Origin of the sequence: Sphingomonas sp. So64.6b (assembly GCF_014171475.1) — a bacterium.
Lineage (GTDB): Bacteria > Pseudomonadota > Alphaproteobacteria > Sphingomonadales > Sphingomonadaceae > Sphingomonas > Sphingomonas alpina_A.
Window position 1 is genome coordinate 1,639,379 of sequence record NZ_CP048817.1, and the last position, 17,961, is coordinate 1,657,339.

Here is a 17,961-nt window from a genome sequence, read left to right on the forward strand (position 1 = left end):
ATGCGACCGTCGGGGGTTTGTGTCGCCGTCGCGCTGTGGCAAAGTCCGTCCGATGCGGAGGACGGCAATCAAGATGAAACAATGGTTTGGGGCGGCGCTCGCCGTGTTTGGGTGCGTAATATTTGCCGGATCGGCGCAGGCGCAGGATGAGGCCGGATTCCAGGACTATCTCGTCACGCTCAGGGCACAGGCACAGGCGCAGGGCGTCAGCCGCGCGACGCTCGACGCGGTGATGCCGGCACTGACGCTCAACACCCGGGTGATCGAACTCGACCGGGCCCAGCCCGGCGCCAGCCCCACCACGTCCGGCATTCTCAATTTTGCGCCCTACAAGGCGCGCCATGTCGATGCCTCCCGGATCAATCGCGGGCGCACCGCCTATCAGGCGCAGCGTTTCCGGCTGCAGCGGATCGAGCGCGAGCTCGGTGTGCCCGAATCGGTCATGGTCGCGATCTGGGGACATGAGACCAATTATGGCAGCGTGATGGGCAATTTCGATTTGCCCCGTGCACTGGCGACGCTCGCCTTTGAAGGGCGCCGCCGCGAGCTGTTCTCGGCCGAATTTATCGCGACCTTGCAGATGATGGATCGTGGTCTACCGCGCAGCCGTTTGCTGGGCAGCTGGGCGGGGGCGACCGGCGGGCCGCAATTCCTGCCGTCAATCTATATCCGGCTAGCGCGAGACGGCGATGGCGATGGCAAAGCCGATATCTGGACCAGCGATGCCGATACGCTGGCCTCGATCGGCAATTATTTCGCCAATGCCGGCTGGCGCGCCGGGCAACCCTGGGGATTCGCGGTCAATGTGCCCACGGGGTTCGATCGCAGTTCGATCACCAACCGCACGCTGTCACCGCGCTGCCCCAAGGTGTTCGAGCGGCACAGTGCGTGGAAGACGATGGCCGAGTGGCGTGCGCTTGGCGTTGCCCCGCAAACCAGGACCTGGCCGGGTGACCGCGTCCTGGCGACATTGCTCGAACCCGATGGCCCGGGAAAAACCGCCTATCTGCTAACCGGAAATTATCGGGTTATCCTCGATTATAACTGCTCGAATTTTTACGCTCTTTCGGTCGGGTTGCTCGCGGATGCAGTTGAACAATAAATTGATCGCCGGATTTACGCTGCTCCTCGCCGGCTGCGGCGGGAGCGGGGGCTATGCGGAAACGCCGCGGCTCGCCAATCCCACCATGGCGATGGTCGACCAGCCGCCATTGACGATGGCGTCGCAGAACGCCGCTTATGGCGCGCAACGTGGGGCAACCTATGCGCCGCCGGCATCGGATCGCCCGATGCCGGTGCAGCAGGCATCCGGGTCTGTTCCCGCCGACATGCCAACTGGCAATGGCCCGCGCGGCACGTCCGGCGAGCAACGCTACGACGCGGTCGGTTATGCCAGCTGGTATGGGGAGGAAATGGGCGGTGGACGCACCGCATCGGGCCAGCCTTTCGATCCCGCCGCGATCACCGTCGCGCACAACAGCCTGCCGCTCGGCTCGTTCGTCGAGATCACCGCGCTCGATACCGGGCGGACCATCGTCGCGCTTGTTAACGATCGCGGCCCGGGATCGAGCGATCGGCTGATGGATCTCTCGCGCGGTGCCGCGCAGTTGCTCGGCATCACGGCGCTGGCCCCGGTTCGCGTCCGGCTGATCAACCCGCCGCCGCCAGATCAGATGGCGCTGCGGCAGGGAAGGGCCGCGTCACCGCGAATCGATGCGCCGCAAGCCTTACTGACGGCGCTACGGCACAAATTACCGACCCGGTCGGCACCCGTCGCTGTTGCCCGGCCGGCCTCCACACGACAGGCACCGATCCGGGCGACGCCGTCTCGCACGACACCGCCACGTCAGGCGCCAGGGGCGAGCTATACCGCGCCAGGAACTGCTCCAAGCCAGCCGCAAGCGGCGCCAAAACTAGTCGTGCGTGGGGGGGGCGGCCTATACGTCCAGGTTGCCGCGCTCTCCAATGCGGCGCGCGCGCAATCGCTTGCCGCGAGCCTGGGCGGACGCGTGGTGCAGGCCGGCTCGATCTTCCGTGTGCAGATTGGGCCGTTCGCAAACAACGCTTTGGCGCAACGGGCGCGTGACGATGTGGCGAGACGTGGTTATGGAGATGCCAGGATCGTGAAAACGAACTGAGTCATCCCCTAGCGTTACGGACTGCCCATGAAGAACATGCCGATCAAGAAGCTCGCCGCCGCCTCCGTCATCGCCCTTGTGCTGGCCAATCCGGGCATGGCCGCCGCGCCAGTGTTCGAGACGCCGGCACCGGTCGCCTATCTGACCGATCTGTCGTCGGGCGCCGTCCTTTATTCGAAGGATCCGGACCGGCGCATGCCGCCCGCGTCGATGGCGAAGATGATGACGGTCTATGTCGCGTTCGACATGCTGAAGAAGGGCGAGATCAAGCTCGACCAGCAGTTCGACGTCCGGCCCGAGACGTGGAAGCAGTGGCATGGCCCGGCTGCCGGATCGACCATGTTCCTGTCGACCGGTGAGAAGGTCAGCGTCGAAAATCTCCTGAAGGGCATTGTGACGCTCTCCGGCAACGACGCTTGTGTCGTGCTGGCCGAGGGCATCTCCGGCACCGAAGCGGCATTTACCGAGCGGATGAACCAGGCGGCCAAGCGGCTCGGCCTGACCAACAGCCATTTCGGCACGTCGAACGGCTGGCCCGACAATGGCGTGACCTATGTCACCGCTCGCGACCTGGCCAAGCTGGCGGCGGCGACGATCAAGGACCATCCGGATTATTACAAGAAGTTCTATTCGCTGCCGAATTTCACCTGGGGCAAGACGCTGGGCGCGGGCGCTGACATCACCCAGGCGAATCGCGACCCATTGCTCGGCCGCGTTGCCGGGGCGGACGGGCTGAAGACCGGCCACACCGATGAGGCCGGTTATGGCTTCACCGGCTCCGCGCAGCAGAATGGCCGCCGCCTGATCATGGTCATGGCCGGCTTGACCAGCTCGAACCAGCGGATCGAGGAATCGGTCAAGTTCATGAATTGGGGCTTCCGCGCCTGGCAGGCTAAGCCGATCGTCGCCAAGGGTCGCAAGGTCGAGACCGCAGAGGTCCAGCTTGGCACCGCGAGCAGTGTCGGCCTGGTTGCGCCGTCCGACCTAACCGCGACTTTGCCGGCGGGCGCCGCGCCCGATATCCAGCTGCGCGTGGTCTATAATGGACCGATCAAGGCACCGATCAAGGCCGGCCAGCACATCGCCGACCTGATCGTGACGACCCCCGATATGCCGGCGCAGAGCCTACCGCTGGTCGCCGACAAGGATGTCGACGAGGCGGGCTTTTTCGGCCGCGCCTGGGCTGGCCTGATGGGCCTGTTCGGCGGGTGAGGGGGCGCTTCATCTCGCTCGAAGGCGGCGAGGGGGCGGGTAAATCGACTCAAGTCCGGCGCCTTGCCGAGGCGCTGGGCGCGCGCGGGATAGAGACGCTGGTCACGCGCGAACCTGGCGGCAGCGAGGGCGCGGAGGCGATTCGCAGCTTGCTGATGCAAGGATCGGTCACGCGCTGGAGCCCGCACAGCGAAGCCTTGCTGTTCGCGGCAGCTCGAGCGGACCATGTCGAGAAGCAGATCCAGCCCGCGCTTGGCGCCGGGACCTGGGTGATCTGCGACCGGTTCATCGACAGCAGCCGCGCCTATCAGGGCGTTGCCGGCGGAATCGACGACGCGGCGGTGCTGGCGCTGCACGGTTTCGGATCGCGCGGCCTGCTGCCCGATCGCACCTTCATCCTCGAAGTGCCGCTCGATCAGGGGCGCGCGCGGGCGGATGATCGCGACGGCGCTGCAGCGGATCGCTTCGCGGCGCGCGGCGACGATTTCCATGGCCAGGTCGCGGCGGCATTTCGCGGCTATGCCGAGCATGAGCCCGACAGAATGCGCCTGATCGATGCATCGGGATCGCCGGAGGCGGTGACCGAGGCTTTGCTCGCCGGCTTGGCCGATCTGCTGCCATGACCTTGCCGATCGGCAATGACGCCGCTCATGCCGCCTTTGCCTCGGCGATGGCCGGCGGCACTTTGCATCATGCATGGCTGTTCGCCGGGCCTGAGGGCGTCGGCAAGGCAAGTTTTGCGCGGATCGCGGCGTTGCGCCTGCTTGCCGAAGGCGCGAACCCCGGCTCGCTGCCACCCGGTTACGACGTGCCCGAGATCGACCGCACCCGATCGTTGATCGCGGCCGGTTCGCATCCTGACTATCGCGAATTGTCACGCCAGCCCAAGGATGCCGACAAACCCGGCCAGGATCTCGCGCGGAGTATTCCGATCGCGCAGGTCCGCGCACTCGGTCCGATGTTCGCGACCACCCCGTCAATGTCGTCGCGCCGTGTCGTGCTGATCGATGCGATCGATGAGGTCGAGCGGCCGGGCGCATCGAATGCACTGCTCAAGAGCCTGGAAGAACCGCCTGCGGGTACGATCTTCCTGCTCATCAGCCATGCGCCGGGGCGTTTGCTGCCGACAATCCGCTCGCGCTGCCGCCTGCTGCGCTTCGATCCGCTCGACGATGCGGCGATGAAACGCGTGCTGCACGGGCAATTGCGTAATGCCAGCGATGCCGAGATCGCCGCGCTGGTAAAGGCGGGGCAGGGATCGCCCGGCCGCGCGCTGGGTTTTGCCGGCCTCGATATGGCCGCGCTCGACACGGCACTGACGGGAATCGCGAAAGATGGCGACCCGAGCAACGCCCAGCGCGCTAAGCTGGCCAAGCTCTTGTCTCCCAAAGCCGCACAGCCGCGCTACGAGGCGTTTCTGGACCGGGCCCCCGCGTTTATCGCCGCCGCAGCCCCGGCGAAGCGCGGTGCCGCGCTGCAGACGGCCCTGAACAGCTACGACGCTGCCCGCGCCCTGTCGGCCAGCGCTCGCGGCCTATCGCTTGATGCGCAGGCGACGGTGTTCGAAATGGCCGGACTGGTCGCCACGCTGGCGGAGCGCGACTGATCTCGACCAAGCCAGGCGAGCAATGTGAATCGAGCCGGCATGCAGCTAGGCGTCATGCCAGCGCAGGCTGGCATCTCTCTGTGAGGTCCACCACGGGTGCCCAACCGCGAGAGACCCCAGCCTTCGCTGGGGTGACGCATTTGTGAGTGATCGATCGGCCCTAAGGCTTCAATTGCGCCGCGCCCTGTTCTAGGGACTGCGGCATGGCCGAACCTTACTACATCACCACCGCGATCAGCTATCCCAATGGACGCCCGCATATCGGGCACGCCTATGAGGCGATCGCGACCGATGCGATCGCGCGTTACCAGCGTCAACTTGGGCGCGATGTGCGGTTTCTGACCGGGACCGACGAACATGGCCTGAAGATGGTGCAGGAGGCGCGCAAACGCGACCTGGCGCCACGCGCGCTTGCGGATGAAATGAGCGGTCATTTCAAAGCGATGGCCGATGCTCTGAACATCTCTTATGATCGATTCATCCGCACCAGCGACAGTGATCATTACCATGCGAGCCAGGCGATTTGGCGCGCGATGGAAGCGGCCGGCGATCTGTATCTGAGCCGCTACGAAGGCTGGTATTCAGTCCGCGACGAGGCATTCTACGACGAATCCGAACTGGTTGAGGGGGAGGGCGGCAAGCTCTCGCCACAGGGCACGCCGGTCGAATGGACCGAGGAGGAGAGCTGGTTCTTCCGCTTGTCGAAGTATCAGCAGCCTTTGCTCGACCTTTATGCTGCCGATCCCGATTTCATCCGGCCCGAGGGACGACGTAATGAAATCCTGCGCTTCGTCGAAGGTGGCCTGTCCGACCTGTCGGTATCGCGCACCAGCTTCGATTGGGGTGTGCCGGTGCCGGGCAGCCCGGGGCATGTGATGTATGTCTGGGTCGACGCGCTGACCAATTACCTGACCGGCGCGGGTTACCCCGACGATCTCGAACAGATGGAGCAATTCTGGCCGGCGAACCTGCACGTCATCGGCAAGGATATCGTGCGTTTTCATACGGTTTACTGGCCAGCTTTCCTGATGAGCGCGAACCTGCCGCTGCCGCGCGCGGTGTTCGGCCATGGCTTCCTGCTCAATCGCGGTGAGAAGATGTCGAAGTCGGTCGGCAACGTCACCGACCCGATCGAGCTGGTCGAGCGTTTCGGCGTCGATGCGTTGCGGTATTTCCTACTGCGCGAAGTCAGTTTCGGCCAGGACGGCAGCTATTCGGAAGAAGCGATCGTCACGCGCTGCAATGCCGATCTCGCCAATAATCTCGGCAACCTCGCGCAGCGCTGCCTGTCGATCATCGCCAAGAATTGCGATGGCGTGGTGCCGGCCGCCGGCGAACGCACGGCGGCGGAGGATGGTCTGCTCGCCAGCGTCTCGGCGGCGGAAGACGGCATGCACGGCGCGATGAAGGATCTGGCGTTGCACAATGCACTCGACGCGATCTGGGCCGCGGCGCGCGACGCCAACCAGTATTTCGCCGATCAGGCGCCATGGAGCGTGCGCAAGACCGACCCGGCGCGCGCCGATACGATCCTGTATCACACGGTGGAGGCGATCCGCCGCATCGCGATTCTCGCGCGCTGGGCGATCCCGGGTGGTGCGGACAAGCTGCTCGACCTGCTCGCGCAAAAGCCCGACGAGCGCCATTTCGAGGCGCTTGGCTGGCCGATCGGCGCCGGTGTCGTGCTGCCGGCGCCGGTCGGCGTGTTCCCGCGGCTCGAATTACCGGCGGAGGCCGACTGATGCTTGCCGACAGCCATTGCCACCTCAATTACAAGGGGCTGGCCGAGGATCAGGCGGCGGTGCTCGATCGCGCCCGCGCTCGTGGTGTGACCGCCATGCTCAATATCGCGACGCGCGAGAGCGAATGGGACGATGTGCTGGCCACGGCCGAACGTGAGAGCGATGTCTGGGCAACCGTCGGCATCCACCCGCACGAAGCGGACCAGCACGCCCATGTCGATGCCGCCAAGCTCGTCGATCGCGCGCGCCATCCGCGCGTCGTCGGGATCGGCGAGAGCGGGCTCGATTATTATTACGACCATAGCGACCGCGAGCGGCAGCAGATCAGTTTCCGCGCCCATATCGCGGCCGCGCGCGAAACCGGACTGCCGATCATCGTCCATACGCGCGACGCCGAGGACGATACGGCGTCCATCCTGCGCGATGAAATGGGGAAGGGGGCCTATCAGGGCGTCATCCACTGCTTCACGGCGAGCGGTGCCTTTGCCGATATCGCGCTCGACCTTGGCTTCATGATCTCGATCTCAGGGATCGTGACCTTCAAAAATGCGAAAGATCTGCAGGAAACAGCCGCGCGTCTGCCGCTCGAGCAATTATTGATCGAGACCGACGCGCCCTTCCTCGCGCCCGTCCCGCATCGCGGGAAGACTGGCGAACCCGCGTTCGTCGCCGATACAGCGCGCTTCCTGGCCGAGCTGCGCGGCGAAAGCGTCGAGCAATTGAGCGAAGCGACGGCGCGCAATTTCCACCGACTGTTCGCCAAGACGCGAGGCTGACAAGGCGTGAAGGTTCGTATTCTTGGATCGGGCACGTCGTCAGGCGTACCGCGTATCGGCCCCAATCTGGGTGGGGATTGGGGCGCTTGCGACCCGAACAATCCCCGCAACCGCCGGACCCGCGCATCGATCATCGTCGAAACGGCAACGACCCGCATCCTGGTCGATACCAGCCCCGATATGCGTGAGCAGCTGCTGGCGGCCAATGTGTCAGACATCGATGCGGTGATCTGGACTCATGACCACGCCGATCATTGCCACGGCATCGATGACCTGCGGCAAATCTATCATGCCAGGGGCCATCCTGTGCGCGGTCTGGCGAGAGCGGGGACAATCGCGGCGCTCACGGACCGCTTCGCTTATGCCTTTAGCGGCCGGGACGGTTATCCGCCGACGATCGCAGGAGAGATTCTGCCCGACGCGATCCAGATCGGCGATATATCAATCCGCGTCGTCGATCAGCCGCACGGTAACATCGAATCCGCCGGGCTGCGTTTCGAACATCGGGGAAAGTCGATCGGTTATGCAACCGATTTCAATATCTTAAGACCTGATATGCGATCATTGTATCAGGATCTTGATATATGGGTGGTCGATGCGCTGCGGCGTTTGCCGCATCCGACGCATCCGGAACTGGCGGCGGTGCTCGAATGGATCGAACAATTGCGGCCCGGGCGGTCTGCGCTGATCCATATGGACCAATCGATGGATTATGCCACATTGGTGGCCGAGCTGCCCGACGGGATCGAGCCGGGCTATGACGGATTGGAACTCACAGCGTGACCAGCGGCCAATCTGCCAGCGTCATCTTCAGCATCTTATGCTTGGTGCTGGCGGTCAGCGCGCTGGGCGGCCGGCGCATTCCGCTCAACTTTGCGATCAAATCGGCGCTGGCCTGGGCGGCGATCATCGGCATCGTCTATATCCTGGTCGCGAACCGTGTCGCGATCGTCAACGGGTTCGGCGCGGTCGAGCATTGGGCGAGCCTCGGCAAGCAACAAACCGACGGCAAGACGATCCGCATCGCGCAAAGCGACGATGGCCATTATTACGCACGGGTCACGATCAATGGCGTGTCACGGTCGATGCTGATCGATAGCGGCGCGACGACCATCGCGCTGTCCGAGGCGACCGCCAACGCCGCGGGTGTCGTGTTCGATAAAAGCGGCGACCCGGTTCAGCTCGAAACAGCCAATGGCATTGTCGATGCGTGGCGCGCCAAGATCAAGCAGCTGGATATCGACGGGCTGCGCACGAAAGATATCATGGCGGTGGTTTCGCCGAACTTCGGCGAGATGGACGTGATCGGCATGAATTTCCTGTCGCGACTACGGTCGTGGCGCGTGGAGAACGGCGCGCTGGTGCTCGAGCCAATGGAAACCGGCGGAACCACCGACACCGATAGCGATTTAACATAATGTATATTATCGGACTTGAGTTATGAGCGAAGAGCAGGGCTCCCCTCCGGCGAGCGATAGCGCGACGGATCGCCCGATGGATCGTCTTGTCACGATCATGGCGCGACTGCGCGATCCGGTTGGTGGCTGTGAATGGGATTGCGCCCAGAACTTCGCGACGATCGCACCGTACACGATCGAGGAAGCCTATGAAGTCGCCGACGCGATCGCACGTGGCGATATGGCCGAGCTCAAGGACGAACTCGGCGACCTGTTGCTCCAGGTCGTGTTCCACAGCCGCATGGCCGAGGAAGCCGGCCTGTTCGCCTTGCCCGACGTCGCGGCGGCGATCAGCGACAAGATGGAGCGTCGTCATCCGCATATCTTTGGCGATGTTGCCGAAGGCGGTCATTATCTGTGGGAACAAATCAAGTCCGAGGAACGGGCCGCCAAGGGCGAGACAAGCACCCTCGATGGCGTGGCGATCGGCCTGCCCGCCCTGCTTCGCGCCGAAAAGCTGCAGAAGCGTGCGGCGCGCACCGGTTTCGACTGGCCCGATGCGGCGGGACCACGGACGAAAGTGATCGAGGAGATCGCCGAGATCGATGCCGCCACGATCGATCAGCGCGAAGAAGAGGTTGGCGACCTGCTCTTTTCGGTGGTCAACTGGGCACGGCATCTCGGCGTCGATCCCGAAGCGGCGTTGCGCGTCGCCAATGCCAAGTTCGAGGCGCGTTTCAAGGCGATGGAAACCGATGCAGGCGATGGTTTTGCCGACCTCGATCTCGATAAGAAGGAAGCGTTATGGCAGGCGGTCAAGCGCCGCGCTGGTTAATATGCCTGGGGTTTCATCCGCCCAAACGCCGTTCGGGCTGAGCCTGTCGAAGCCCAAGCGCCGTATGCCCTTCGACAAGCTCAGGGCGAACGGTGGGAGTGAGTTAACCCAGCTCAAACCACGCGTTGGTTGAACCTGTCATAGTCGCGTGGCGACATGCGCACTTGATAGATTGCCTGTTCGCCCTCGACCGCCTGATCGATCACTTCGCCATGGGCATGCAGCCACGCCGCGCCAGCACCATCGGCCGACTCCAGCGTGATGCTATAGCGTCGATGATTCTGCGTCAGCATCGCAGCCACGGTCTGGATCAGCGTATCGACCCCTTCCCCGCTCAGCGCCGAGATCGCGACGACGTCATCGCGCCGTTCCGCTTCGCCGAGCAATTCGGTGCGCTCGTCATGATCGAGCAGGTCGAGCTTGTTCCACGCCTCCAGCCGCGGGGTTTCCGACGCAACGCCGATGTCCTGTAGCACCGCTTCGACATCGCTGCGTTGTGCGATCGTGTCGGGATGAGCGATGTCGCGGACATGAATAAGCACATCGGCCGAGATGACCTCTTCCAGCGTCGCTTTGAACGCGGCGACAAGCTGGGTCGGCAGTTCCGAGACGAAACCGACGGTGTCGGACAGGATCGCCTTGTCGAGCCCGGGCAAGCTGATCTGCCGTAGCGTCGGGTCGAGCGTGGCGAAAAGAAGATCTTCCGCCATGACGTCAGCACCAGTCAAGCGATTGAAAAGCGTTGATTTCCCGGCATTGGTATAGCCCACCAGCGCGATCACTGGCCAAGGCGCGCGCTGGCGCCGTTCGCGGTGGAGGCCGCGCGTACGGCTGACCTGTTCGAGCTCGCGCTTCAATCGCGCCATGCGATCGCGGATCAGCCGTCGATCGGCCTCGATCTGCGTTTCACCCGGGCCACCGAGAAAGCCGAAGCCGCCGCGCTGACGTTCGAGATGGGTCCAGCTGCGCACCAGCCGTCCCGCCTGATAATCGAGATGCGCCAGTTCGACCTGCAACCGCCCTTCGGCCGTCGCCGCCCGCTCGCCGAAAATCTCCAGGATCAACCCGGTCCGGTCGATGACCTTGGCGCCAAGCTCTTTTTCGAGATTGCGCTGCTGGACCGGTGTCAGCGAGGCGTCGAACACGACAAGCTCGGCTTCTTCCATCCGCACTGTTGCGGCGAGCATCTCGACCTGCCCGCTGCCGAGCAGGGTCGAGGGGCGCGGCGCACGAACGCGATAGGAGACTTTCTCCGCTACGATCACGCCGATCGCTTCGGCCAACCCGGCCGTTTCCTCCAGACGCGCGGCTACATCGCGCGAGGAGGCACCATGTTCGGGAAACACGATAACGGCACGGGCACCACGCGAGAATTCATCGCGATCACGTTCAAAACCGGTGGTCAATCTTCTTCGCTATCCATTGTTTCATCAGCCAAATTCAGCGGATGCGCCGGCTGGATGGTGGACACCGCATGCTTATAGACAAGCTGCGACATGCCGTCGCGCTGGAGCAGCATGCAGAACAGGTCGAACGCCGCGATCTGGCCCTGAAGCATCACGCCATTGACCAGAAACATGGTCACATTGTCGTCCGATTTGCGCACCGCGTTGAGGAAGATTTCCTGCAACAGCGGCGTGCGCTTCTGCGCCTCGCCGACCGCATTGACGATCGCGGCGACATCTACCGTGCCCGATGGCATGATCGTCGAGATGGCGTGTTTGTAGATCAGCTGCGATTGGCCGTCACGGCGCAGCAATACCGAGAAATTGTCGAACCAGGTGACGATCCCCTGCAGTTTCACGCCCTTGACGAGAAACATCGTCACCGGCGTTTTCGACCTGCGCAACGCGTTGAGGAAAAGGTCCTGAAGAGAAGTCTGCTTGTCGGCCATCGGTCGATCCTTTGTTCTTGGCGGGATTTTTCTCCCGCTGCGCGCCGGTTCCCGGCGTCGGATGGGCGCCATTGAGCGCCTGTCCCTAATCTAGGGATGCTGCAGTCTCGCGTCTAGTTGTCTGTTGGAATTGGATTTCCGACCGTGACGGCCAGGTCGGTGCCTATTCGTCGCGCGTCTCGGTGATGCCGAGCAGCTTCAGTTTGCGGTGCAAGGCCGAGCGTTCCATTCCGATAAAGTGCGCGGTGCGCGAAATGTTCCCCGAAAAACGCCTGATCTGGACGCGCAGATATTCGCGTTCGAATGTCTCGCGCGCCTCGCGCAACGGCGACCCCATGATGGCGTTGGTGCCCCCACCCATATCGCCCGGCTCGCCCAGCACTTCGGCCGGCAACAGATCGAGATCGATCCGACCGATCCGGTCGCCCGGTGCGAGGATGATCGTGCGTTCGACCACGTTGCGCAGCTGGCGGACATTGCCTGGCCATTCATAGGATTGCAGCGCAACCATCGCGTCGGGCGCGATTTCCGGCGTCGGCACGCGGCGTTCCGAGGCGTAATGGGCCATGAAATGATTGACTAGTGCGGGGATATCCTCGCGCCGTTCGCTAAGGCCGGGGATGAGGACCGGCACGACGTTCAAACGATAATAGAGATCCTCGCGGAACCGCCCCTCGGCGATTTCCTGCATCAGGTCGCGCGAGGTTGCCGAGACGACCCGCACATCGACCTTGACAATGCGCTGACCGCCCACACGACTGAAACTCTGATCGGTCAGCACGCGAAGGATGCGCGCCTGGGTCGCGATCGGCATATCGGCGATCTCGTCGAGGAACAGCGTGCCGCCATGCGCCTGTTCGAGCAGGCCGGGACGGACGACACCGCCCCCCTCTTCCATCCCGAACAATTCCTCCTCGACCCGCTCGGGCGTCATGCGCGCCGCGCTGACGATGACGAACGGCGCATCGGCACGTTGGCTCCAGCCGTGAAGCAGGCGCGCGGCGACTTCTTTGCCGACGCCCGCGGCGCCCATCACCAGCACCCGGCTGCCGGTCGAGGCGACGCGCTTCAGCGTCGCGCGTACGCCATTAATCGCCGTCGAGCTGCCGGTCAGATCACTATCGCGGCCGACCGTTGCGCGAAGCGACGCGACTTCGCGGCGGAGACGCTCGGTTTCGGTCGCACGCGCGACCATCAGCAACAGACGTTCGGCCTCGAACGGCTTTTCGATGAAGTCGGCGGCACCGCGGCGGATCGCCGCGACCGCGGTATCGAGATTGCCATGACCGGAAATGACCAGCACCGGGATCGACGGGTCGCGGCGCTTCAATTCATCGAGCAGTTCTAGCCCGTCAAGGCGCGATCCCTGCAGCCATACGTCGAGCAGCACCAGCGATGGGCGGCGCGCAGCAATCGCCTCAAGCGCGGCATCGCTGTCCGCCGCGCTGCGCGTTTCATAACCTTCGTCTTCGAGCACGCCCGAGACGAGTTCGCGGATATCGCGTTCGTCATCGACGATAAGGATATCGAGTGCCATTGGTCAGGTCCGATTTCGTGTGAGTTCAGTGGGGCGACGATCGTCGCTGTCGACGGCGCGGGCGTCCGCGCCATCGCCGGCATCCAGCGCGGCCAGAGCCGCCGCGTCGAATGTCATGGTTACGAGTGTGCCCCCACCCTCCCGGTCGCCGAACGACATCGTGCCGCAATGTTCCTCGACGATCTTGTTGACGATCGCCAGACCCAGGCCGGTGCCGCGCGCACGCGTCGTCATATAGGGTTCGACGATGCGGTCACGGGCTGCCGGCAGGCCCACGCCATTGTCGGCGATCCGGATCATGACCGAACGGCCATTCTCGCCGTTCAGCGTCATGGTGACTTCGCCGGCGGTTTCGCTGCCCCCCGCTTCGTTGCCCGCCACTTCACCGCCCATCGCTTCGATCGCTTCGACCGCGTTCTTCACGATGTTGGTCAGCGCCTGGCCGATCTGGCGGCGGTCGCATACCAGTTCCAGGCCGGGCTGGTCGTTGATCATCACGAAGCGGATCGCCGGATGCGCGACCTCGTGCAGGAACAGCGCCTGTTTGGCGATGTCGCCGATCGATTCGGGCCGGAACAACGGCTTGGGCATGCGCGCGAACGAGGAGAATTCGTCGACCATGCGGCGCAGGTCGCCGACCTGGCGGATGATCGTCTCGGTCAGCCGTGCGAATGTGCCATCGTCGCTGGCGATCTGCTTGCCGTAACGGCGCTGCAGCCGTTCGGCGGCGAGTTGGATCGGGGTCAGCGGGTTCTTGATTTCATGAGCGATGCGCCGCGCGACGTCGGACCAGGCGGCGCGGCGCTGATCGAGCAATTGCTGGGTGATGTCGTCAAAGGTCAGGATCGGACCATCTTCGGATCGTGCGATCTTGACCGCGAGCGTCTTCGCTTCGCCGCCGGCATCGATCTCGACGATTGCATCGCGCGCATCGCTGCCGATCAACGCCGCCAGTTCGGGGGAAACGACGCTGAGCGGGCGGCCCACCGGGTTGCTGTCGCCGGTGTTGAGGAATTCGGTCGCTGAGCGGTTGATCAGCCGGATCGTGCCGTCGCTGGCGACCGAGACGACGCCCGCCGACACGCCCGACATCACCGCTTCGATCAGCGCGCGGCGGCTCTCGAGCGCGCCGGTCTGTTCCTGCAAGCGCCCGGTCATCTGGTTGAAGGCATTCGCCAGCGTGCCGACTTCATCAGCGGTCTTGGGCGCGGGCACACGCGCGGTCAGGTCGCCATCGCTGACCCGGCGCGCGGCGGCGACCAATTCGCCGACCGGACGCACCAGCCGGTCGGCCACGGCGAGCGCGATCCATACTGCAATGCCGACGATCAGCAGCGAGATGCCGAGCAGTGCGGCATTGAAGCGCAACTGCAACGCGCGCGAACGCGACTGCAGCACGCGATAATCGGCCAGGATCGCATCGCCGCGCTTGAGCTGCGCCGCGAGTTGCTCGTCGAACACCCTGGCGGTGTAGAGATAAGTGTGGCTGCCATAGTCCAGCGCAACCACCGCGCCGGCCCGGTCATTGTTCTGCACCGTGACGAACGGGGCGCCGCGATCGATATCATCCATCATCTGCGCGGTGACGATATTTTCCAACGGCCGGCCATAGGGGTTGAGGACGGCGAGCGGGTCCTTCTCATTGCGGCGCAGGATCACCGCTTCGGACAATTCGCGATTATAGGTCTGTAGGAACAGTAACTCCCGGAACCTGCGGCTTTCCATCGGCAACTGGCGCAGATCGGCGGCCAGATCGCCGCTCATCGCCTTGGTCTGATCCGCGACCCGGTCCAGCTCGCGCTGGTAGTTCTCGCGCACCAGAGCGCTGGCATTTTCCAGCATCCCGCGCGCACGGTCCGAGGACCAGAATTCCACGCCATATTGAAACAGCAGTGAAGCGAAGATCACGACCAGCAGGGTAGGAACGGCGGCGACCATCGAGAACATTGCCACCAGCTGGACGTGAAGGCGCCCCCGCCCACCCAGCGGCGACCGCGCTGCGCGCCGCATCGCCACGCGCCGCCCGAGCAGCACCATCAGGGCAATACCCGGCAGCAGGTTGGCGACCAGCAACAGCGCGATGATCGTCGGGGTCAGCGAACGTTGCGGCGCCTCGCCACCGGTCACGACGAAATAAGTGCCAACCGCGATCGCGATCGCGCCGCCGAGTACGAGCAGCTCGACAAAAGGCGTGACACTGAACCGGCGGTTCGGCGTTTTCTCTACAGTCGAAGGAGCCAATCCGGCGTGCATCGTGTCTTTGATACAACGTTATAGTTGCAATTAGAACACAGAATCCAACCTCTCAACCGATGTCAGCCTCGGCCGACCGCCCGCCGCTGGGTCGATGCCCAGCATATCGAGCCGTTTTCTCAGCGTGTTGCGGTTGATTCCCAGCGCCCGCGCAGCGCGCAGCTGGTTTTGGCCGTGGCGCGCGAGCATCGCTTCGATCAATGGCCGCTCGACCTCGCCGATAATGCGGTCGTAAAGCGACCCGTCATCGAGCGCCGCGGGCTCCTCGCGCGCCAGGCGTTCGAGTCGCGCGCGCACCGCTGCCTCGATTCCGGGATCGCCCTCGAAGACCGCCGCAGTCGCGTTGCCGCCGAGCATCGCCCGGACCTCGTCAGCACCGATCCTTTCGTCGCGGCTGAGCACCGCGATGCGCCGCATGATATTCTCGAGCTCGCGGACATTGCCCGGCCAGTCATAATTCTCCAGCGCGACGATCGCGGCGGGATCGAGCTGTTTGCGCGGCAGGCCGCTCTCCGCCGCCTTGTCGAGGAAATGTCGCGCGAGCAGCGCGATATCCTGCCGCCGCGCCCGGAGCGCGGGCAGCGTCACGGGCACGACGTTCAGCCGATAGAAGAGATCCTCGCGAAACTGTCCGCCGCTGACCAATTGCGCCAGCTCGCGATTGGTCGCGGCGACGATGCGGACATCTGCGCGGATCGTGCGCGCGCCGCCCACGGTGGTGAATTCGCCCGATTGCAGCACGCGAAGCAGCCGGGTCTGCGCCTCCATCGGCATGTCGCCGATCTCGTCGAGGAACAAGGTACCGCCGGCCGCCTGTTCGAACCGGCCGGCCGATCGTGCCTGCGCGCCGGTAAAGGCGCCGCGTTCATGACCGAACAGTTCGGCCTCGATCAGCTCGCGCGGGATCGCGGCCATGTTCAGCGCGACGAACGGCGAGCGGCGACGCGTGCCGAGATCATGGATCGCGCGCGCGACCAATTCCTTGCCGGTGCCGGATTCGCCCGAGATCAGCACGGTCAGGTCGTTCGAGACCACCCGGGCGATCACGCGATAGACGTCCTGCATGGCGGGCGACCGGCCGATCAGCGGCAGCGCGCTGTCCTCCGCATCGACCGATTCGAACGGCGCACCCTGACGCCGCGCCAGCGCTCCCTGCACCGCACGCGACAGGGCGTCGAGATCGAACGGCTTGGGCAGATAATCATAGGCGCCAACCTCGGTCGCGCGCACCGCGGTACTCAGCGTGTTCTGCGCCGACAGCACGATCACCGGCAGCGCGGGGTGCTCGGCGGTCAATCGCGCGACGCGGTCCAGGCCATTGCCGTCGGGCAGCACCACGTCGGAGATCAGCACATCCGGCAGCTTGATTGCCAGTTGCACATCGAGCTCGGCCAACGTCGCCACCGTCATGACGTCATAACCCGCTCGCCGCAGCGATTGCGCAACCACGGTGCGGATCGCGGTATCGTCGTCGAGAACCAGGATGGAGCCGATCATGAACTTCCTCTCGGCAACAGGATGCGGAAGACGGTCGCTTCGGGCATCCCTTCGCGGGCATATTGGATGATCCCGCCCATGTCGCGGACCAGCTTGTCGACCAGGGCGAGGCCAAGCCCCTGCCCCTCCGGCTTGCCCGAGATGAACGGGTCGAACAGATGGTCGGCGATATCGGCCGGCGCGCCGGGGCCGTTGTCGATCACGCAGATTTCGATCGGCAAAGGCTGGCGCGGGCGGCCCGGCGCGGCGCTCACCGCCATGCCGTGGCGAAAGGCGGTGGACAGCGTGATGCGCGCATCGGCCTGATGTACCATCGCCTCGGACGCGTTCTTGAGCAGGTTGAGGATCACCTGAAGCATCGCGTCACGATCGACCAGGGCCGGTGGCAGCGACGGATCGAAGCGCTCCTCGATCGTGACGTCACGCGCAAAGCCAGCCAGCGCCACGCGGCGGGCATGGTCGAGCAACGGATAGATATTCTCCGGCACGGGATTGAGCGGGCGGGTGTCGGTGAAATCCTGCATGCGGTCGATCAGCGCCGCGATCCGGTCGACCTCGGTGGTGATCAGCGTGGTGAGCTCCTCCGCCCCCTCCCCGCCGCCGGCAAGCAATTGCGCCGCGCCGCGAATGCCCGAGAGCGGATTCTTGATCTCGTGCGCAAGCATCGCCGCCGCGCCGACCGCGGCGCGCGCGGCGGAGGCGCGGTCCGCGCTATGCCCCATCCGGCGCGAGGCGGCGGCATGATGCAGGGTGATCGCCCGCCAGCCGGGATAATCGGCGACCAGGGTTTCGATGAAATCCACCCGCACCCGCCCTGCCCGCGCGGTTTCGACCTCGATATCGAACGCGGCAAAGCCGTGACTGTCGCGGCCATTGTCGGCGCGCGGCGACTGCAGCACCGCTTCGACCGGCTGGCCGATCATCGCGCGTTCCGACAGATTGAGCAGCGCCTCGCAATCGGCATTGGCATGCGCGATCCTGCCCTCGGGATCGACCACCAGCACCGCCACGGGCAACGCGGCAAAAAGATGAGAAAATTCCGGACCGGTACCATCGTCCGGTGCGGTCATGACG

General features: G+C 64.4%; 16 protein-coding genes. 10 read left to right on the plus strand and 6 right to left on the minus strand.

What is annotated here, in order from left to right; translation table 11 throughout:
- Positions 1 to 73 precede the first annotated feature (73 nt).
- From G4G27_RS07875 to mazG, 10 genes are all read left to right on the plus strand, one after another.
- Positions 74 to 1,102 carry a lytic murein transglycosylase gene (locus tag G4G27_RS07875; RefSeq protein ID WP_183112815.1) on the plus strand — a complete coding sequence of 343 codons (1,029 nt, stop codon included), beginning with the start codon at positions 74 to 76 and terminating at the stop codon, positions 1,100 to 1,102.
- 1 nt (position 1,103) lies between these two features.
- Positions 1,104 to 2,138: a septal ring lytic transglycosylase RlpA family protein gene (locus G4G27_RS07880; RefSeq protein WP_183112816.1), complete on the plus strand. Its 1,035-nt coding sequence runs from the start codon at positions 1,104 to 1,106 to the stop codon at positions 2,136 to 2,138.
- A 36-nt stretch (positions 2,139 to 2,174) separates the two neighbouring features.
- Positions 2,175 to 3,350, plus strand: a complete 1,176-nt coding sequence (locus G4G27_RS07885) for a D-alanyl-D-alanine carboxypeptidase family protein (protein ID WP_183113685.1) — start codon at positions 2,175 to 2,177, stop codon at positions 3,348 to 3,350.
- On the plus strand, positions 3,347 to 3,973 hold the full coding sequence (gene tmk / locus G4G27_RS07890; RefSeq protein WP_183112817.1) for a dTMP kinase: 627 nt from the start codon (positions 3,347 to 3,349) through the stop codon (positions 3,971 to 3,973). The genes G4G27_RS07885 and tmk overlap by 4 nt, the downstream gene beginning before the upstream one ends.
- Positions 3,970 to 4,956 (plus strand): DNA polymerase III subunit delta', encoded by a 987-nt coding sequence (locus G4G27_RS07895; RefSeq protein WP_183112818.1) that lies wholly within the window; start codon positions 3,970 to 3,972, stop codon positions 4,954 to 4,956. The genes tmk and G4G27_RS07895 overlap by 4 nt, the downstream gene beginning before the upstream one ends.
- A 203-nt stretch (positions 4,957 to 5,159) precedes the next feature.
- Positions 5,160 to 6,698, plus strand: coding sequence for a methionine--tRNA ligase (gene metG, locus G4G27_RS07900; protein ID WP_183112819.1), 1,539 nt, complete (start codon positions 5,160 to 5,162; stop codon positions 6,696 to 6,698).
- Complete coding sequence (locus G4G27_RS07905; protein WP_183112820.1) at positions 6,698 to 7,474, plus strand: TatD family hydrolase; 777 nt, start codon at positions 6,698 to 6,700, stop codon at positions 7,472 to 7,474. The genes metG and G4G27_RS07905 overlap by 1 nt, the downstream gene beginning before the upstream one ends.
- Before the next feature lie 6 nt (positions 7,475 to 7,480).
- Positions 7,481 to 8,257: an MBL fold metallo-hydrolase gene (locus tag G4G27_RS07910; RefSeq protein ID WP_183112821.1), complete on the plus strand. Its 777-nt coding sequence runs from the start codon at positions 7,481 to 7,483 to the stop codon at positions 8,255 to 8,257.
- Positions 8,254 to 8,892: a TIGR02281 family clan AA aspartic protease gene (locus tag G4G27_RS07915; RefSeq protein ID WP_183112822.1), complete on the plus strand. Its 639-nt coding sequence runs from the start codon at positions 8,254 to 8,256 to the stop codon at positions 8,890 to 8,892. The genes G4G27_RS07910 and G4G27_RS07915 overlap by 4 nt, the downstream gene beginning before the upstream one ends.
- 76 nt (positions 8,893 to 8,968) lie before the next feature.
- Positions 8,969 to 9,706, plus strand: coding sequence for a nucleoside triphosphate pyrophosphohydrolase (gene mazG, locus G4G27_RS07920; RefSeq protein WP_183112823.1), 738 nt, complete (start codon positions 8,969 to 8,971; stop codon positions 9,704 to 9,706).
- A 113-nt stretch (positions 9,707 to 9,819) separates the two neighbouring features.
- Here the strand turns inward: mazG and hflX are convergent, their stop codons facing one another.
- From hflX to G4G27_RS07950, 6 genes are all read right to left on the minus strand, one after another.
- A complete protein-coding gene (gene hflX, locus G4G27_RS07925; RefSeq protein ID WP_183112824.1) occupies positions 9,820 to 11,112 on the minus strand; it encodes a GTPase HflX in 1,293 nt (430 codons plus the stop codon).
- Positions 11,109 to 11,600: an RNA chaperone Hfq gene (gene hfq / locus G4G27_RS07930; protein WP_183112825.1), complete on the minus strand. Its 492-nt coding sequence runs from the start codon at positions 11,598 to 11,600 to the stop codon at positions 11,109 to 11,111. The genes hflX and hfq overlap by 4 nt, the downstream gene beginning before the upstream one ends.
- A gap of 163 nt (positions 11,601 to 11,763) precedes the next feature.
- Entirely contained in the window at positions 11,764 to 13,137 is a 1,374-nt protein-coding gene (locus G4G27_RS07935; RefSeq protein WP_183112826.1) for a sigma-54 dependent transcriptional regulator, read from the minus strand.
- Positions 13,138 to 13,140: 3 nt separating this feature from the next.
- Positions 13,141 to 15,390 carry an ATP-binding protein gene (locus G4G27_RS07940; protein ID WP_183112827.1) on the minus strand — a complete coding sequence of 750 codons (2,250 nt, stop codon included), beginning with the start codon at positions 15,388 to 15,390 and terminating at the stop codon, positions 13,141 to 13,143.
- Between the two features lie 30 nt (positions 15,391 to 15,420).
- Positions 15,421 to 16,887, minus strand: a complete 1,467-nt coding sequence (gene ntrC / locus G4G27_RS07945) for a nitrogen regulation protein NR(I) (RefSeq protein WP_183112828.1) — start codon at positions 16,885 to 16,887, stop codon at positions 15,421 to 15,423.
- A complete protein-coding gene (locus G4G27_RS07950; protein ID WP_183112829.1) occupies positions 16,884 to 17,957 on the minus strand; it encodes an ATP-binding protein in 1,074 nt (357 codons plus the stop codon). Before G4G27_RS07950 ends, ntrC begins: the two co-directional genes overlap by 4 nt.
- Between the last annotated feature and the right edge of the window lie 4 nt (positions 17,958 to 17,961).

Coding starts and splice junctions, on each gene's coding strand:
- hfq (WP_183112825.1), bottom strand. CDS start 11,600: ATGGCCGACAAGCAGACTTCTCTTCAGGACCTTTTCCTCAACGCGTTG.
- G4G27_RS07950 (WP_183112829.1), bottom strand. CDS start 17,957: ATGACCGCACCGGACGATGGTACCGGTCCGGAATTTTCTCATCTTTTT.
- G4G27_RS07895 (WP_183112818.1), top strand. CDS start 3,970: ATGACCTTGCCGATCGGCAATGACGCCGCTCATGCCGCCTTTGCCTCG.
- G4G27_RS07905 (WP_183112820.1), top strand. CDS start 6,698: ATGCTTGCCGACAGCCATTGCCACCTCAATTACAAGGGGCTGGCCGAG.
- metG (WP_183112819.1), top strand. CDS start 5,160: ATGGCCGAACCTTACTACATCACCACCGCGATCAGCTATCCCAATGGA.
- ntrC (WP_183112828.1), bottom strand. CDS start 16,887: ATGATCGGCTCCATCCTGGTTCTCGACGACGATACCGCGATCCGCACC.
- G4G27_RS07885 (WP_183113685.1), top strand. CDS start 2,175: ATGCCGATCAAGAAGCTCGCCGCCGCCTCCGTCATCGCCCTTGTGCTG.
- G4G27_RS07940 (WP_183112827.1), bottom strand. CDS start 15,390: ATGCACGCCGGATTGGCTCCTTCGACTGTAGAGAAAACGCCGAACCGC.
- G4G27_RS07875 (WP_183112815.1), top strand. CDS start 74: ATGAAACAATGGTTTGGGGCGGCGCTCGCCGTGTTTGGGTGCGTAATA.
- mazG (WP_183112823.1), top strand. CDS start 8,969: ATGGATCGTCTTGTCACGATCATGGCGCGACTGCGCGATCCGGTTGGT.
- G4G27_RS07935 (WP_183112826.1), bottom strand. CDS start 13,137: ATGGCACTCGATATCCTTATCGTCGATGACGAACGCGATATCCGCGAA.